The 14,672-nt window shown below is 33.8% G+C and carries 21 protein-coding genes; 11 read left to right on the top strand and 10 right to left on the bottom strand.

The window, feature by feature from the left end; all coding sequences use genetic code 11:
• Positions 1-14: 14 nt before the first annotated feature.
• From M2372_RS02335 to M2372_RS02290, 10 genes are all read right to left on the bottom strand, one after another.
• Positions 15-548 carry a hypothetical protein gene (locus M2372_RS02335; RefSeq protein ID WP_123318515.1) on the bottom strand — a complete coding sequence of 178 codons (534 nt, stop codon included), beginning with the start codon at positions 546-548 and terminating at the stop codon, positions 15-17.
• 533 nt (positions 549-1,081) lie between these two features.
• Positions 1,082-1,429 carry a hypothetical protein gene (locus M2372_RS02330; RefSeq protein ID WP_123318516.1) on the bottom strand — a complete coding sequence of 116 codons (348 nt, stop codon included), beginning with the start codon at positions 1,427-1,429 and terminating at the stop codon, positions 1,082-1,084.
• Positions 1,430-1,685: 256 nt separating this feature from the next.
• Entirely contained in the window at positions 1,686-2,099 is a 414-nt protein-coding gene (locus M2372_RS02325) for a hypothetical protein (RefSeq protein WP_123318517.1), read from the bottom strand.
• Between the two features lie 67 nt (positions 2,100-2,166).
• Entirely contained in the window at positions 2,167-2,643 is a 477-nt protein-coding gene (locus tag M2372_RS02320) for a pentapeptide repeat-containing protein (protein WP_123318518.1), read from the bottom strand.
• A gap of 35 nt (positions 2,644-2,678) precedes the next feature.
• Positions 2,679-2,891: a hypothetical protein gene (locus tag M2372_RS02315; RefSeq protein ID WP_123318519.1), complete on the bottom strand. Its 213-nt coding sequence runs from the start codon at positions 2,889-2,891 to the stop codon at positions 2,679-2,681.
• A gap of 41 nt (positions 2,892-2,932) precedes the next feature.
• The gene (locus M2372_RS02310) at positions 2,933-3,559 is read right to left on the bottom strand and encodes a hypothetical protein (RefSeq protein ID WP_123318520.1); all 627 of its coding nucleotides are present in this window, start codon (positions 3,557-3,559) and stop codon (positions 2,933-2,935) included.
• A 57-nt stretch (positions 3,560-3,616) separates the two neighbouring features.
• Positions 3,617-4,027 (bottom strand): SMI1/KNR4 family protein, encoded by a 411-nt coding sequence (locus M2372_RS02305; protein ID WP_123318521.1) that lies wholly within the window; start codon positions 4,025-4,027, stop codon positions 3,617-3,619.
• A 27-nt stretch (positions 4,028-4,054) separates the two neighbouring features.
• On the bottom strand, positions 4,055-4,756 hold the full coding sequence (locus M2372_RS02300; RefSeq protein ID WP_123318522.1) for a hypothetical protein: 702 nt from the start codon (positions 4,754-4,756) through the stop codon (positions 4,055-4,057).
• Positions 4,757-4,793: 37 nt separating this feature from the next.
• Positions 4,794-5,582 carry a hypothetical protein gene (locus M2372_RS02295; protein ID WP_123318523.1) on the bottom strand — a complete coding sequence of 263 codons (789 nt, stop codon included), beginning with the start codon at positions 5,580-5,582 and terminating at the stop codon, positions 4,794-4,796.
• Between the two features lie 88 nt (positions 5,583-5,670).
• Positions 5,671-5,907, bottom strand: a complete 237-nt coding sequence (locus M2372_RS02290; protein WP_115970695.1) for a hypothetical protein — start codon at positions 5,905-5,907, stop codon at positions 5,671-5,673.
• Between the two features lie 325 nt (positions 5,908-6,232).
• Here M2372_RS02290 and M2372_RS02285 point away from each other — a divergent pair, with 325 nt between their 5' ends.
• The 11 genes from M2372_RS02285 to M2372_RS02235 all read left to right on the top strand — a co-directional run bounded on the left by M2372_RS02285 (position 6,233) and on the right by M2372_RS02235 (position 14,669).
• On the top strand, positions 6,233-6,646 hold the full coding sequence (locus M2372_RS02285; RefSeq protein WP_123318524.1) for a 5-fold beta-flower protein: 414 nt from the start codon (positions 6,233-6,235) through the stop codon (positions 6,644-6,646).
• Positions 6,647-6,728: 82 nt separating this feature from the next.
• Entirely contained in the window at positions 6,729-6,986 is a 258-nt protein-coding gene (locus tag M2372_RS02280) for a hypothetical protein (protein WP_123318525.1), read from the top strand.
• Positions 6,987-7,054: 68 nt separating this feature from the next.
• Positions 7,055-7,588: a hypothetical protein gene (locus tag M2372_RS02275; protein WP_123318526.1), complete on the top strand. Its 534-nt coding sequence runs from the start codon at positions 7,055-7,057 to the stop codon at positions 7,586-7,588.
• Between the two features lie 89 nt (positions 7,589-7,677).
• Entirely contained in the window at positions 7,678-7,812 is a 135-nt protein-coding gene (locus tag M2372_RS02270) for a hypothetical protein (RefSeq protein ID WP_259080562.1), read from the top strand.
• A gap of 121 nt (positions 7,813-7,933) precedes the next feature.
• Entirely contained in the window at positions 7,934-9,019 is a 1,086-nt protein-coding gene (locus M2372_RS02265; RefSeq protein ID WP_123318527.1) for an alpha/beta fold hydrolase, read from the top strand.
• A gap of 289 nt (positions 9,020-9,308) precedes the next feature.
• Positions 9,309-10,064 (top strand): LytTR family DNA-binding domain-containing protein, encoded by a 756-nt coding sequence (locus M2372_RS02260; RefSeq protein ID WP_123318528.1) that lies wholly within the window; start codon positions 9,309-9,311, stop codon positions 10,062-10,064.
• Positions 10,065-10,066: 2 nt separating this feature from the next.
• Positions 10,067-11,065, top strand: a complete 999-nt coding sequence (locus tag M2372_RS02255; protein ID WP_228455645.1) for a sensor histidine kinase — start codon at positions 10,067-10,069, stop codon at positions 11,063-11,065.
• A 198-nt stretch (positions 11,066-11,263) separates the two neighbouring features.
• Positions 11,264-11,878, top strand: coding sequence for a porin family protein (locus M2372_RS02250; protein ID WP_123318529.1), 615 nt, complete (start codon positions 11,264-11,266; stop codon positions 11,876-11,878).
• Positions 11,879-11,987: 109 nt separating this feature from the next.
• On the top strand, positions 11,988-13,097 hold the full coding sequence (locus M2372_RS02245; RefSeq protein ID WP_123318530.1) for a S9 family peptidase: 1,110 nt from the start codon (positions 11,988-11,990) through the stop codon (positions 13,095-13,097).
• A 44-nt stretch (positions 13,098-13,141) separates the two neighbouring features.
• Positions 13,142-14,128: a D-cysteine desulfhydrase family protein gene (locus M2372_RS02240; RefSeq protein ID WP_123319091.1), complete on the top strand. Its 987-nt coding sequence runs from the start codon at positions 13,142-13,144 to the stop codon at positions 14,126-14,128.
• 70 nt (positions 14,129-14,198) lie between these two features.
• A complete protein-coding gene (locus tag M2372_RS02235) occupies positions 14,199-14,669 on the top strand; it encodes a GNAT family N-acetyltransferase (protein ID WP_123318531.1) in 471 nt (156 codons plus the stop codon).
• The last annotated feature ends 3 nt before the right edge of the window (positions 14,670-14,672 follow it).

Raw genomic sequence — 14,672 nt, 5'->3', positions numbered from 1 at the left:
GTTTACGAGTGGGATTATTGATTGTTTTCTTTTGGAATAGGATCTCCTGTTTTAGGATCAATGGTATACTTCTGATGAAAGCTTTCAATGGTTTCCGGTTTTCTGGTATAGGGATTTACCCCATATTTTATGATGTAGCTTGTGACAGTATCCGGTTCTCCCACATTACCCATAAAATGGGGTTTTGGATCTGCATTATATTGTGCAATTTGTCCTTTATGGTCTTCTGAGAGTAGATCATATATGGCTCCGCCTACTTCACCATCTTCTTGATAGAGAATAATCTTTTTTAATAATTTGTCATCAAAGACTTCCGGTAAATTGTTGAAGTCTACATAAGGAAGTTTCAAATTCCGTTCTTTTCTATACGTTATGGCTTGTTCAGAGGCTTTAAAAGCGATATACTGTTCCTGCTGCTGTGGAGTAAGGATATTAAAAACTTCATCAAAAATAGAATTGTTTAAATCCTCAATATTGAATAATAATTTTAATTTGAATTTAGGTAATTCATATTTATTATGGCTAAAATAGTGTACTGCGCAAATCATATTTTCAAATTAATGAGTTATTGATTGAATAGGGTCTCCTGTTCTAGGATCAATGGTATACTTGCTGTTTTTATCAGGCTGGCAACAGCTGTTTTTGTATCTTTTTTTGTACAGTCACATTCAGTGTAGAAAACAGCATCAAAGTTGCTGTTATAATTGATTTTGAGTTTTTCATGGTTTCTTTGCAATGTTAGATAAATTTATGATATAAAAAGGAAATAAGGATAAAAGTTTTATAGAAAGAGCTTGTATAAAGTAAAAATTATATTTAACTTTTCCATCATAAACGCGAAATAAAACAGGTTGTTTTAAAACCTGCCGATTTTGATCAGGAATAAAAATACCTATAGAGCTTAGGCTAATTGGATGGTGCATTATTAAGACAAAAACAATGACGAACCATAATGGAAATCTGAAAAAGGAGATTTTTGATCTTACAGAAGAATATAAATGTCATTGATGGATCAAGATCATTCACTGCAAAGTCTCCCGACTTCAGAAAGCAGAGAGGTTTTACTGATATGAGTCTGGAATCAGCTGATTTGATCTACGATACTCTTGGGAATATAATCAGTTGGATTTCCATATCTTCCATTCCATGTTTCATCAGGTAAATATGTTTCTGCTTCGATGTAGTCAAATGCACTGATGAATATTTTTTTATCAAAATCTATAAAAAATGTAATTGCAGAATATTCTTCTGTGAAATTTTCAATCATGCTTTTTACTTCTGGTATTGAAATCTGATCTTCAGAAATAGATATAAAAAACAGATCTATTTTATCATCGGTTATATTGAATGCCCCATTTCTGAAATTTTGACGGGAAATATATCCTGTAATATGGAGGGACTGTATTCTGCATAATTTAATATCCACCATGCAATAGGCATGAGATAGAATTGATATTCCTCTTTGTGTTTGATGCAGCCTGGAATATAATTTTCATCCAGCCTTTGTTGTATACTTTTCATATCATTAAATTGATGACCGTTCAACTTTCTAATTTTCTTTACAGGGTTGTTTCTTTATTTAGCTGCTGCGCAAAGTCTCCTGACTTTGAGCTAATATGTAAAATAATTCGTTCAAGTGGCTCCGAAGTCAGGAGACTTCGGAGAGCAAATAAGGTACGTACTGCCTATAAATCCAATCTGTTTGTGTTGAAATTTCCTAGTTTTTTTGCAATCCATACTCTTTCGGCCTGTTTTTGGGTTAATCCGGTAAACAGGTTGGCCAGCTTTAGTACTTCTTCTTTATCAAAAGAAATGCCTGATATAGCAAACCAGGGTTCACCATTTAAAAGATTAATTTTTAAACGAAAATATTTTTCTTTTCCTTCTCTTTTGGTTATGCCATCTGTTATTCTGGCACATGGGATTATAGTTACCTGTACGTAATCTGATGTTTCCATATATTTTCTCATGATAGCATGGCTGCCTGAATTTGATATCAAATCTTCTGGGTGTTCATGATCAGCAGTGTTGGCAAATATTTCCCATACTTCACCATTTTCTGAATGATATTCTCTCCATTCTTTTCGGTAATTTTTCATGGTTTACTATTTATAGCTATTGTATTTAAAAGTTTGAAATGTTTCGTTGAGTGTAGTATTCCGCATTTTATTCAAATATCCAGGTTACATCTGTCTCAGTATTATCATTAATTACAGCATATGATTGGTCTGTGATTTCAAACTGAGTATTACTGATGGTATTTTCACTAAAAATGATACTATTAAAATTACATTCCTTAAACGTACAGTTCATGATGTTTGCACCCATGATTTCTACACGGGCAAAAGAGCAGGATATAAAGACACAGGATGTAAAGGAAGTATCGTTTAAGTTAGATTTTGTAAAATCAACTTTTTGAAAGATGCAATCCTGAAATGAGGTTTGAACAAAATAGGCTGCATAAAGCAGTATATTATTAAATTCAACAAAGCTGTATTTAGACTTTACAGAGATCAGATTATCCAGATTAAGGTCATTCATGATCATATCTTTGATTTCAGTCTCATTAAAATCAGGTAAATTACCAGATGGGTAATCATTTTTATTTTTGATTGTACTGTACAAATTGAATCTGTTTTCCATTTTCTGTATTATAATGATTACTCTGCAACCAACATCTACAGACCTTCAGATATAACATTATCATGATTGATGCTGATGTTTTCTATATTTTTAAGTAAATATATTTCTTTATTACTGGGATTGTAGTCTTCTATAAATTCTTCTAATATGATAAATATAAAATATCCGCTTATAATCTGTATTTTTTTATCACTTTCCAGGTTCATAAACAGATGAAAATCCGGATAACTTTTCGCTCCTTCATACATAGTTTTTATAGTTTGAAATTTAATTTTTTGTAGCGATTTTTTTATTCCTCTTTATCCCATGGTTCGTAATGCCAAAGTCCTTCTAAAAACAGCATATATCTTCCCGGCTGATATTCCCCATAGGAAAACAGGTAGATCAATTCATTTCTTATGAGATAATAAACTTCTAATCCTTCTTCAGATATATCCTTTTCATTATAGTTGTTAATGAGCGTAAATTTGCTTTCTTCAATTACCTTATCAAAACTCTCCTCATCTATTTCTTTTTTTAATGCTCTTAATGGGTTGTTATAAAAATCTTTTATGCTGGTTTTTTTATAATCAATATCAAAAACTTTCTGTAAAGCTTTTTCTTCCTCTCCGTCAAATAATTTTTGTTTGGTATGATGAAAGTTGGCGATCTGTTTGCCATCATCAGGAGGAAAAGGGTATGAGTCTAATGGTAAAAAATCTTCGTCTTTTATTGCTAATTGACTTTGGATTCTCCCCAGTTCAAAAGTGTATTCAAAGATTAATTGAAACGGAGTATCTTTAAAGTTTACGGTCACGAAAGGAGAGCCATCCAGTATTTCATGAGTATGTTCAATATTGGTATTATTTTCTGTATTGAATTTGTATGTAAACTGATCAACTGCCGATGGGGCATACATTATCTTTTTTGCTTTCATTTTAAATATTTTTGCCTGCCTGCATTTATTTTTACATCCGGAAGCATCTGGTATTACTTATGGAAATAGATCAGGATAATCAACCAGGCCTTCTAAAAATTCTGTAAAAGAAGGAGCCAATAATGTTAATTCTGCTTCTGAGTAATAAATAAAGATATTCCCATATTCTTTTTCATCCAGCGACATTGCTAAATAACCCGTTTCTGTATAACCAATGCTAAGATATTTCGGAGGTAAATAGTCTTTTTGCTCAACAAGAGAAGTCCCATATTTAATAGATTTAAAACCGGACAGGAGTATACCATCATCAGGCTCTCCAAAATAAAGATCATAGCTCAGTGGAGATCCACCATTATATTTCAACATATGTTCTTTATAATCCTGAGGTAAAGATATCCCGGTTTTAATTTCAAATTCATGTAATTCATCTGAGGTAATGAGCTTATTTTCTATTTCAAAATCAATCATATGCTGTATTTCTATGTTAAAGGTCTTTTATGAATGCTGTGGAATAACAAAAGAACTGATTCCATTATTTTTATAAAACTCTTCAAGAAACTTTGTATATACTTTTAATTGTTCAGGATTTAAAACATTTGTTGTTTCTTCATTTTCTATGATTGACATTGCCCAACAATAAGGAGGAGTATCTATAAACTGATTAATATTTTTATACTGTCCACTGGCTGGTAAAGCATTTAGATGGGAGATAAGCATATTGTTAATCCAATTGTTCTCAAGAGGCTTTCCTAAAAAATCTGTAACCAGATTGCAAATAAATTCATAATATTTTCCTCTTAAAAACAGACTTTTACCACCTTCATTATCATTGAAAATATAGGTTTCCTCATGTATTCCTTCTATAATAAATGTAACAAAATCATTTACTGTACGGTACTTAGCATGCCATTTTTTATAATCTTCATTGGTTTTATTTTTTATTAAATGATTAGGGGTCCTTCTGTTTTCGATGATGCAGATTGCCCAGTAAAAAGGCATTTCGCTTGTTATATAATAGACATCATCGTAATCTTCAAGAGTATTTAATACATTCAGAAAACGGGTATGAAAATCATTATCGGGTAATGGCTCTTCAAAAAAATCTGTAATTAAGTCAGATACGTATTTATAATACTTTCCCCTGAGAAATTGACAGTCATTGTTATATTCATCTTTGTATGCGTATATATCTTCCATTTATATTATTGGCTGGGTTCAAATTACTTTTGAAATGTCAGTGAAAGAACTTCATTTGTTCCTGAGAGTAGAAATTATCTGCAAAATCAAATAGTTTTTCTGCTAAGGTTTTCATTCCGTTATTATTTTCAGAGGTACTGTGAATGTTTTTGTATAGAGATAATAATTCATGAAATGTAGGAATGTCTTCTTCTTCCATGAGACTTATTTTTTCCTGATTTATAAATTGAAAAACATCCCAAAAACTTTTCTTTAAAAGAGGGGTAACCGGGTATTTTTCAATAGGTGCTATCTTATTCACTAAAAATTGTTCCGGATGCTTCATAAGCCACGCACAATACAAATGATTCTCATTAAACAGTAAAGAAATATGTTCCGTTATTTGTAGCTCAGTACATTGATTTTGACTCTTTAAAAAAATATCTCCATATCCTAACAGGATGTTGCTCGAGGGTACACAATACCTATACTCAAAAGGTTCCAGATCGAATGATGATGGTTGGAACAGTTTAGGAATGCCCACTATCTTTTTTGCATTCATTATCAGATCCAGCTTATGATCAGGTTCTTTTTCCTGTTCGCTGTAATCGAAGTAAATAGAGGTTAGCAAATGATCACTGGTATCAAACCTGAATGTATCATTGTTTTCTGTAAACAGCCAGCCTTTATCGCTTCCATAAGTAGTTAATATTTCATGATCCATTTCCTTAATACTGTTAGCGGTTGTCAGTACAATTTCCACATCATAGATTAGCATTCTGGGAATGGCAGATAATTGCTGGCCGGCAATAATTTCTATATCAACATGGTCTGTGAGCTTATACATCAGTTTATTTTTTTAGAAAGTGAACATTTCCTTCATTGTTCAAAGTCCCATAATTTTTGAGAATGGCTTTTCTGTGAATGATACCGTATTATCTCCATGAATTCATCTTATAATTTGAAAAATTGACTTTCATATCCTGTATTCTTTCTTCAAGGGCTTTGATACCGGTATGTAGATATTTTTCCCTTTCAGGCTCACTCAGGGTATAGGTAATATCAAATCCGGGGATTGGATTGGGGATTGGGACAGATAATTCAATGGTGTTGTTTTCCTCAAAAACATAATATTCCCATTCTTTTTTCTCTAATAGTTTTCTTTTATTCATGGATAAGGTTAAAAATCAGATACATTAGTTTTCTCATTTTCCACCAAACGAGGCTTCTGATGGAGAATGATTTGTTTCAAATATAATTAAATATTGTAATCAAAAAAACAAATTTCAAATACTGTATTTTTTTGGTAATGAAATTTACGTTTTCTAATCCGAAGCTTCTGACTCGGGAGAATGGGGGATTTTAAACAAGAAATAGCAAACTGCTTGATATTTGTTTTTGATCTTTCGTACCTTTACTTTATAGAATCAGGTTAATAGTATAAACTTCTGATCGGTCAAATGATCTATAATTAATAACCAAATAAAATTTTAAACCATGAAAAAAATAATATTCATCTGCTCTCTTCTGTTTAGCCTTTCCATGGCAAGTGCACAAACCATTGAATCAGGAAGCCGCAGTACAACAGGTTATATCAAAAGTGATGGTACCATTGAAAACAGCAGCCGTTCCACAGTTGGATATATTAAAAGTGACGGTACTATTGAGAATAAAAACCGTTCAACAATCGGTTATATCAAAAGTGACGGAACTATAGAAAACAGCAGCCGTTCCACTATAGGCTATGTTAAAAAAGACGGGACAGTAGAAAACAGCAGTCGTTCCACACTTGGTTATATTAAAGATGATGGAACAGTAGAAAACAGTAGCCGTAGTACTATTGGCTATGCTAAAGGCATTAAAAAAGAATGGGCGGCGGTAGTGTATTTCTTTTTTAAACTGAATGAATGACCAATGCCTGCAGAAAAACCAGCAAAACAATTAATGATGGTCAATACCAGACAGTATAAAAACAGATAAATTTATTTGAAAAATGAACGGGAAAGATACCATAGAAAGAGTTTTATTTTATCACCTTGATATAGACATTTTCGATAACGAAGAAGAATATTCTTTGCTAAGAGCGGTAATGTATAAAGATAAAGCAAAGCCCGGAGAAGAATATTATAATGGGGAATGGTATCCTTTTAAAGGTGCATTAAGTTATTATCCGGATCCAACACCGGGAGAATTTATAGATGAAGCCAGAGCAAAGGAAATCATGAAGATTATCGATCAGGAAATAATATGATCGGCCGGATTTATATTGGCTATCCTGTTTTGATGATAGGATAGAAAAGAAATAAAAGAGAGTGAAAAATGAGCAATTTTGATGAAACATTAGTCCTGTTAAAAGAAAAAAAAGATCCTAAATCATTTATAATGGACTTTAATGAAAAATTAAGGTCTGTAGATGTTTTGTTGGAAAAAGATGAAGATGAAATAATAGTGTTTAACGATACCCGACACGAGGAAGAAAAGGATTATGTAGAACTGGATGAATCAATGACAGAAGAGCAGGTAATAGATCTGATCTGTTCTTGGAAGGCTCTGGGACTGCTTTCGTATAGACATCCTGATTTTAGACTTCAAATAGGGATCAATTATTTGACATGGGATGATCAATCTCTTCACGGGTTTGAGATTTCTTTTAGTGATAAAGATCTGGCATTTGATGGTACTGACAGACAGACAGAACTTATATTGAAAATATCCCAATTGATAGACTATGAATACATTGTAGGAGATGTTGGTCATGCTTCTAGAAATTATATCAGTATGGAAGAAAGTTTAGAAAAAATAAAAGAACATATAATGAGTAATTCTTTTACCATTGACAGCAGAACCTGGTAAATAAAAATACGAAGCCATCGACCTTCTCAAACTCCTTCGTCCTTCGAAAGCTTTTTTATAAAGAAAATCAATAATAATTAACGAAAACCATGTCACACTTTACAACAGATACCATTCTTGTCATAGAAAAAATACCTACCAAAGATATTGTCAATATAGTAGATGAAGTGATGCTGGAAAACAGTTTCACGCTCGCTTATGGCTATTCTAGATTTTACTCTTAAACTTTAAATGAGATAGGTGGTTAAAAAAAATAAATTAATTTCAGTCTGAATAGGTTATATTTGGTTGTTTATGGAGTTGATTAATTATAAATTTCCATAACATATCCAAAATTAGATAAAAATGAAAAATATTTTACTTTGTTTCACAGTGATTTTTTTTACAACGGTGAATTATTGCAAGGGACAAAAAAAAGGAACAGAAACCCAAATAGATACTGAGTTTTTTATACCGGTTGACCAATCGAAGCTTTATACACGTGTTATGGGTAATTCAGAAAAGCCCATAATTATAGCATTACATGGCGGTCCTGGTGCTTTTTCTGTAGACCATGAGTTTTATAGAGATGTCTTTGAAAAAGATTATTTAGTGGTTTACTTTGATCAGAGAGGAGGAGGAAAATCTGATGAATTCAAAGACAAATCAATGCTTACAACAGATCAATTTGTAAAAGATTTAGATGATGTAGTAGATTATATAAAAGATAAATACCCCAACAAAAAAATAAATCTTTTGGGCACATCCTGGGGGGGAACCTATGGTTTTTTGTATTTACTAAAACATCAGGAAAAAATTAATTCATTTATTAGCAGTTCTGGATTTGTAGATAGTCCACAAAGAAACTTTGCCTTGATTTCACATGAACGTCAATTGGCTAATGAACTTCTAAAAACTACGACCGATTCTATAAAGAAAAAAAGATATTTAGAAATTCTGACAAAATTGGATGAGATTGAAACGAGTGGATTCAAAGATTTTTTTCAGAATATGAATAAGGTGAGATATGAATTTCCAAAAGATTTGGGCTTTGATGTATATTGGGCTAAACCGGAGTTGAAAGAAAAAAAAGCAAAATTACTAAGTGATCCTGCTTTTTTTGCCAGGGTAAAATATACTCCTGAACTCCTTCAAAAAGCTATGGAAAAGCTTGAATATGTCAACGAAGTTTTTATGAATACAGAGTCTTACAACAATTTGAATATTGTAGATGAAGTGGAAGTCATCAAAAAACCAGTACTTGTTATTCAGGGAGAATATGATTATGCTATTGGAGTTGAGCAGGGCAGAACGATTTATAAGGCGCTTAAAAATGTACCCAAGAAAGATAAAGAATTAGTATACCTAAAAAATGCCTCGCATAATACACCATTTGAAGCACCTGAGGTATATTATAATACACTGAAAACCTTTTTAAAAAAATACAATTAAAAAGCAGAAAAAATGCGCTGAGCCCCTTTTAGAACGTAATTCTTGCTACGTCTATTATCTTTAAGAGTATAATAGACATAGTACTCCTGAAATACAGTTCTGTTATGATGGGTTTAAGATAAAACCTCCAAAGTCTAAGAGACTTTAGAGAATATTGCAGTGTTACTTGCCTGCTTTGATGTGCTTGATTGTGCTTATTCTACATTTCATCCCCTTAATTATAAACTTAATCTGTATTTTGATTTTCTGAAGCCAACAATCCGTATTTTTACAATAAATGATGTAGAATATGAAATATCTGATCGTAGAAGATGAACATTTTGCATACCTGGAATTACAACGTATGATGGTAAGGCTGTGCCCTGATTATACGCTGACTGCCAGGACAGAATCCGTAGTAGATACCGTTCATTTTCTCAAAGATAATCAGGTGGATTTTATTCTGATGGATATTCGTCTGGCGGATGGAAACTGCTTTGAAATCTTCGAACAGCTGGAGGTTTCAGTACCGATTATTTTTACTACCGCTTATGATGAGTATGCTATCAGGGCCTTCAAATTAAACAGCATAGATTACCTTTTGAAGCCGGTTGAAGAAGCCAATTTATTGGCCGCATTGAAAAAACTGCAACGCCGGAACATTGAAAAAGAACAGACTTTTGATTATAAAAAAATAGAAGCGGCATTATTGGGACAATACAAAAAAAGCCGTTTTCTTATTCAGATCGGTGATAGCTATAGCCATATAGAGAGCAATGATATTGCCTTTTTTTACAGTGAGGAAAAAGTAGTCTTCCTACATACATTTTCCGACCGGAAACTGGTTATTGATTATACCTTAAACCAACTTGAAACCCAGTTAGACAAAAAAACATTTTTCCGGGTTTCACGAAATTGTGTTGCCAATATTACGTCTATTAAAAAAATCTCCAAATATTTCAACAGCCGGTTGAAACTTCTATTCCAGCCGGATTGCCCGCATGAAGTTTTAGTCAGTCGTGAGCGGGTGCCGGATTTTCTTAAATGGGTAGACGGAGAGCATTGAAAATGATGAAAAAAATAGATAAAAAGCATAGTATTGCCTTTGTGCTGATCGTGACAATCCTTCTGGTTTGCTTCTATTATATGTTTCAGATACTGACCGGGAAGGAAAGAAACTTTTGGGATTTCTTTGTCATCAATTTACTTCCTTTTGTAGGGATTGCATTGATGGATTTTCTTATTATTAATATTATTTATAAGTATTTAAAAATAAGAAATATATATCTGCATGTTGCGCTGGACCTGTTTATTTCCTCATTGTTTTCTGTATTTGTAATTTTTCTGGTCAATCTTTCACTTTTAGGGATATCTGCATTTAAGAACAGTCCGGACATTATTAAATCCGGGATTTTTATTCTTCTCTGGAACAGTATTGTGGTATTGTTAATTGAAATCTTTTTTTACAATCAGCAACAAGTGGATGCTGAAAACAAAATTGCCATCATGGAAAAAGAAAAAATACAATATCAGTATGATACTTTGAAAGCCCAGATCAATCCTCATTTTTTATTTAACAGCCTGAATGTTTTGTCGTCTTTGGCCTACGAAGATGCAGAAAAAGCGAATCTATTTGCAAAAAAAATGTCAGGGGTGTACCGTTATTTATTACTGACCAATGAAAGACCATTGGTTACCCTTCAGGAAGAGTTGGCCTTTCTGGATTCATATATATTTTTAGAACAGATTCGGTTTGGAAACAATTTACGTGTGGAAGTGGTCAATAAAGCTGAACTGAACCGTAAAGTAATCCCTGTAAGTTTGCAGTTGTTGGTAGAAAATGCTGTAAAACATAATATTACGACGGCTGGTAGCCCTTTGACGATCTACATTGAAATAACTGAGGACAGAATTACAGTTTCCAATAACCTTCAGCTGAGAACTACTGCTGACCGTGGTGGAGTAGGACTGAAAAACCTGCAAAAACAATATGCCCTGTACAATAAAACCATTGAAGTCATAAAAACAGATACGGAATTTATCGTAAAACTTACGTTTTTGGATTAACAGTGGGTTTACTGCTTTTTATTCATAGGCATAATGCTTATGCAATACATATACTTTTGTGAAATTTTGATTCACTGAATAACACATTTCATCATGTTGATTCTGAAGTTGATCGGAAAAGTCTTCATATAAGTGTTTCCAACCTGCAATTTTGCATCACAATAATTTCAGTTTATTCATCAAAAATTTTTTTTCACAATGAAAAAGCAGGCAATTTTATCAATTTTTGCTACGGGAACACTTCTTATGGGTACAGCTTCAGTAAAGGCCCAGAAAAAAATGTCTTTAGGACTTAAAGGCGGAGTCAATTCAACCTTTTATAAATATGATTCAGAGAGTCAGTATTCAAAAAGCTCGCCAGAACTCGGAGGTTCTGTGGGAGGATTTCTCAAGTACGATTTTGGCAGCTGGTTTGCCCTTCAGTCTGATCTGATGCTGCATTACAGAAATTCTGAAATGGAAAATAAGTTCACTGCCGAGACATCCAAATTAGAATCCTATGATCTGGAACTTCCTGTTTATGGTATTTTTCAGTATAAGCTGGGAACAGGTAAATTGTTTTTCGGGATTGGACCTTATCTGGGATATGGAATAAGCGCTAAAATGGATGATATGGATATGTACAGCAAGGATGCAGAAGGTAAATCATCATTGAAACAGCTTAATTATGGTGCTGCCGCTATGTTTGGCTATGATTTCGGACACTTTCAGATCAGTGCTTCCTATATATCACAATACGGAATAGGATCTATGAGTAGTATTTCTGCCTTAAAGCGCCAGTCTTTCGGATTGGAAATCGGATACAGCCTGTAAGTTTCATAAATCCAGTCATATTTGTAGGGAATAAAAGATATTATACTTGATTTCCTACAAATAGTTATTCATTTCATTGAGTACTTTTTTAATCAAACAATTTAACAAAATGAAGAAAATCATTCTATCGCTGATAGCAATTTTGCTAGTTTCAACTTCAGCTTTTGCACAGGATATTCAACTCAACAGACCCCAGGAGCCTCTGAAGCCCTATTCTTATTATTCAGAAGATATTACTTTTAAAAATAAACAGGCCGACATACATCTGGCCGGAACTTTAACGCTTCCCAGCAGGGAAGGAGTTTTCCCCGCTGTTATTTTAATAAGTGGGAGTGGACCTCAGAACAGGAATGAGGAGCTGGCAGGACATAAACCTTTTCTTGTATTGTCAGATTATCTTACCAAAAACGGATTTGCTGTTCTTCGGTATGATGACAGGGGAACAGCTCTGTCTCAAGGGGATTTCAAAAGGGCAACCTCTGTAGATTTAGCAACTGATGTGGAAAGTGCAGTTGCTTATTTAAAAACAAGAAAGGAAATCAATCCTGCAAAAATCGGGTTGATAGGACATAGTGAAGGAGGTCTGCTTGCTCCTCAGGTGGCTGTAAAATCAAGAGATGTTGCGTTTATTGTAATGCTTGGAGGCCCAGGAATTCCGGGAGACGAAATACTTTTAATCCAGCAAAGACTGATTGCAGAAGCATCCGGAACCAACGAAGAAGAAATAAAGGGGACAGAGATGATCAATAGAAAAATATTTAATCTTGTTAAGAAATCCTCTGATATAGGACAGTTAAAAAAAGACCTCAGAAGCAGCTTAAAAAAAATATTAACTGAAAATCCGGATCTTAAAAGAGCTGGTGATACGACGGATGATGAATTCATCAACTTACAGATTGATACCTATGCGACTCCATGGATGCAGTATTTTATCAAATATAATCCTGTGTCCACGTTGAAGAAAGTGAAAATTCCGGTTTTAGCCCTTAACGGTGAAAAAGATCTGCAGATCACTCCAAAGGAGAATTTAAAGGCCATAAAAAAAGCATTAGGAAAGGCTAAAAACAAGCATGTAACGATAAAAGAATTACCGGGACTCAACCATTTGTTTCAGGAATCTGATACGGGAGCACCTCAGGAATACCAACGTATTGAGCAGACTTATTCACCAACTGTTTTGAAAGAAGTATCGGATTGGTTACATTTACAGATAAAGTAAAGGATAAAAGAAATCATATATTAAAAACACCGAAAAATAAAAATATGGAAAAAAATAAGATAGATTTAGGCTTTTTTCCAACACCATTTCAAAAGCTGGAGAACCTGTCAAAGTTGTATCCTGATTACAGTATTTATATAAAAAGAGATGATAATACCGGATTGGCTTCAGGTGGAAATAAAACCAGAAAATTAGAGTTCTTAATACAACAGGCATTGGAGGAAGGCTGTGATACCGTAATCACTGCGGGAGCACAGCAATCCAACCATTGCAGGCAGACAGCGGCAGCCTGTGCTAAAATGGGACTGCAATGTCATCTGCTTCTGGGCGGTGACCAGCCTGATACCTATGATGGAAATCTGCTGTTGTCTTCACTGCTTGGAGCAGCCATACATTTTACAGGTAAAAACAGGAAAGGAGAAGACATAAAGCTTTTAAAAGAAAAACTGGAACGCCAGGGAAATAAATGCTTTATCATTCCCTATGGTGGCTCAAATTCCATAGGTGCATTAGGATTTGTACATGCTGTGGAGGAACTGAAACAGCAGCTTGCCGAAAAAGCTATGACAATAGACTATATCTTTTTTGCTTCAAGTTCTGGCGGAATGCAGGCTGGGCTTACTGCCGGAAAAGCTCTTTATGATCTGAATGCAGAACTGATCCCAATCAGTATAGATAAAGACGAAACCAATGGAGTTTCTCTGGAAGAGGTTGTTTTTGGAATCGTTCAGGAATTAACATCAAAACTTAATATCAGCAAAAAGACTGAGTCATCAGAAATCGTTCTCAACAGGGATTATGACAGTGCGGGGTATGGTGTGTTAACAGCTAATGAAAGATATGCTATTGATGAACTTGCCAAAAATGAAGGAATTCTTTTAGATCCCGTTTACACTGGAAGAGCATTCTACGGAATGCTGGATTTTTTGAAAAATAAAAAACTGCCGGCGCAGTCTAATGTTTTATTCTGGCATACAGGTGGGCTGCCCGCTGTTTTTACATTTGCCCGCGAGCTGAGCAATACACTTTGATCAATATAGCACATTTGTATATTTTATATAGATTTTTATTCGTATAAACCGGAAATGAAAAGTAAAAGTAATGTCAATAACTTTAAGAGAAATTACCGCAGACAATTATTATGAGGTATGTTTGCTGACCACTAATAAAAGTGGAGTGCCCACGTTAGATGAGGAATTTTTGTGCAGCAATTCGGTATCTATTGCTGAATCAAAATATTATCCGCTGTTGAACCCGCAGGCTATATACAGCGACCAAACGTTGATTGGATTTGTGATGTCCGGACCTTATTTTAGGGATAACGGTAATTTTTGGGTTCTGAGATATATGATAGATCATCAATATCAGGGAAATGGATTTGGAAAAAAAGGATTTACTGCTTTTATAGAACAGGTAAAAAGAAATGGAAATATAGAGCGGATTTACATTGGGCTAGATCCTGACAATAAACGGGCAATATCCCTTTATACTTCTGTAGGCTTCGAATTTACAGGTGAACGAAAAGATGGTGAGGATGTATATATCCTGAAACTTATCAAGAATGCTTCATAAAAC

It is taken from the genome of Chryseobacterium sp. BIGb0232 (assembly GCF_024810195.1).
Lineage (GTDB): Bacteria > Bacteroidota > Bacteroidia > Flavobacteriales > Weeksellaceae > Chryseobacterium > Chryseobacterium pennae.
This window is presented reverse-complemented; position numbering and strand designations above follow the sequence as displayed.

What these genes read in the sequence shown, in the direction of transcription:
- M2372_RS02275 (WP_123318526.1), top strand. Translation starts at nt 7,055, where the DNA reads ATGAGCAATTTTGATGAAACATTAGTCCTGTTAAAAGAAAAAAAAGAT.
- M2372_RS02290 (WP_115970695.1), bottom strand. Translation starts at nt 5,907, where the DNA reads ATGAATAAAAGAAAACTATTAGAGAAAAAAGAATGGGAATATTATGTT.
- M2372_RS02300 (WP_123318522.1), bottom strand. Translation starts at nt 4,756, where the DNA reads ATGGAAGATATATACGCATACAAAGATGAATATAACAATGACTGTCAA.
- M2372_RS02280 (WP_123318525.1), top strand. Translation starts at nt 6,729, where the DNA reads ATGAACGGGAAAGATACCATAGAAAGAGTTTTATTTTATCACCTTGAT.
- M2372_RS02260 (WP_123318528.1), top strand. Translation starts at nt 9,309, where the DNA reads ATGAAATATCTGATCGTAGAAGATGAACATTTTGCATACCTGGAATTA.
- M2372_RS02325 (WP_123318517.1), bottom strand. Translation starts at nt 2,099, where the DNA reads ATGAAAAATTACCGAAAAGAATGGAGAGAATATCATTCAGAAAATGGT.
- M2372_RS02330 (WP_123318516.1), bottom strand. Translation starts at nt 1,429, where the DNA reads ATGGTGGATATTAAATTATGCAGAATACAGTCCCTCCATATTACAGGA.
- M2372_RS02265 (WP_123318527.1), top strand. Translation starts at nt 7,934, where the DNA reads ATGAAAAATATTTTACTTTGTTTCACAGTGATTTTTTTTACAACGGTG.
- M2372_RS02310 (WP_123318520.1), bottom strand. Translation starts at nt 3,559, where the DNA reads ATGAAAGCAAAAAAGATAATGTATGCCCCATCGGCAGTTGATCAGTTT.
- M2372_RS02320 (WP_123318518.1), bottom strand. Translation starts at nt 2,643, where the DNA reads ATGGAAAACAGATTCAATTTGTACAGTACAATCAAAAATAAAAATGAT.
- M2372_RS02305 (WP_123318521.1), bottom strand. Translation starts at nt 4,027, where the DNA reads ATGATTGATTTTGAAATAGAAAATAAGCTCATTACCTCAGATGAATTA.
- M2372_RS02240 (WP_123319091.1), top strand. Translation starts at nt 13,142, where the DNA reads ATGGAAAAAAATAAGATAGATTTAGGCTTTTTTCCAACACCATTTCAA.
- M2372_RS02335 (WP_123318515.1), bottom strand. Translation starts at nt 548, where the DNA reads ATGATTTGCGCAGTACACTATTTTAGCCATAATAAATATGAATTACCT.
- M2372_RS02315 (WP_123318519.1), bottom strand. Translation starts at nt 2,891, where the DNA reads ATGTATGAAGGAGCGAAAAGTTATCCGGATTTTCATCTGTTTATGAAC.
- M2372_RS02235 (WP_123318531.1), top strand. Translation starts at nt 14,199, where the DNA reads ATGTCAATAACTTTAAGAGAAATTACCGCAGACAATTATTATGAGGTA.
- M2372_RS02250 (WP_123318529.1), top strand. Translation starts at nt 11,264, where the DNA reads ATGAAAAAGCAGGCAATTTTATCAATTTTTGCTACGGGAACACTTCTT.
- M2372_RS02295 (WP_123318523.1), bottom strand. Translation starts at nt 5,582, where the DNA reads ATGTATAAGCTCACAGACCATGTTGATATAGAAATTATTGCCGGCCAG.
- M2372_RS02245 (WP_123318530.1), top strand. Translation starts at nt 11,988, where the DNA reads ATGAAGAAAATCATTCTATCGCTGATAGCAATTTTGCTAGTTTCAACT.
- M2372_RS02285 (WP_123318524.1), top strand. Translation starts at nt 6,233, where the DNA reads ATGAAAAAAATAATATTCATCTGCTCTCTTCTGTTTAGCCTTTCCATG.
- M2372_RS02255 (WP_228455645.1), top strand. Translation starts at nt 10,067, where the DNA reads ATGATGAAAAAAATAGATAAAAAGCATAGTATTGCCTTTGTGCTGATC.
- M2372_RS02270 (WP_259080562.1), top strand. Translation starts at nt 7,678, where the DNA reads ATGTCACACTTTACAACAGATACCATTCTTGTCATAGAAAAAATACCT.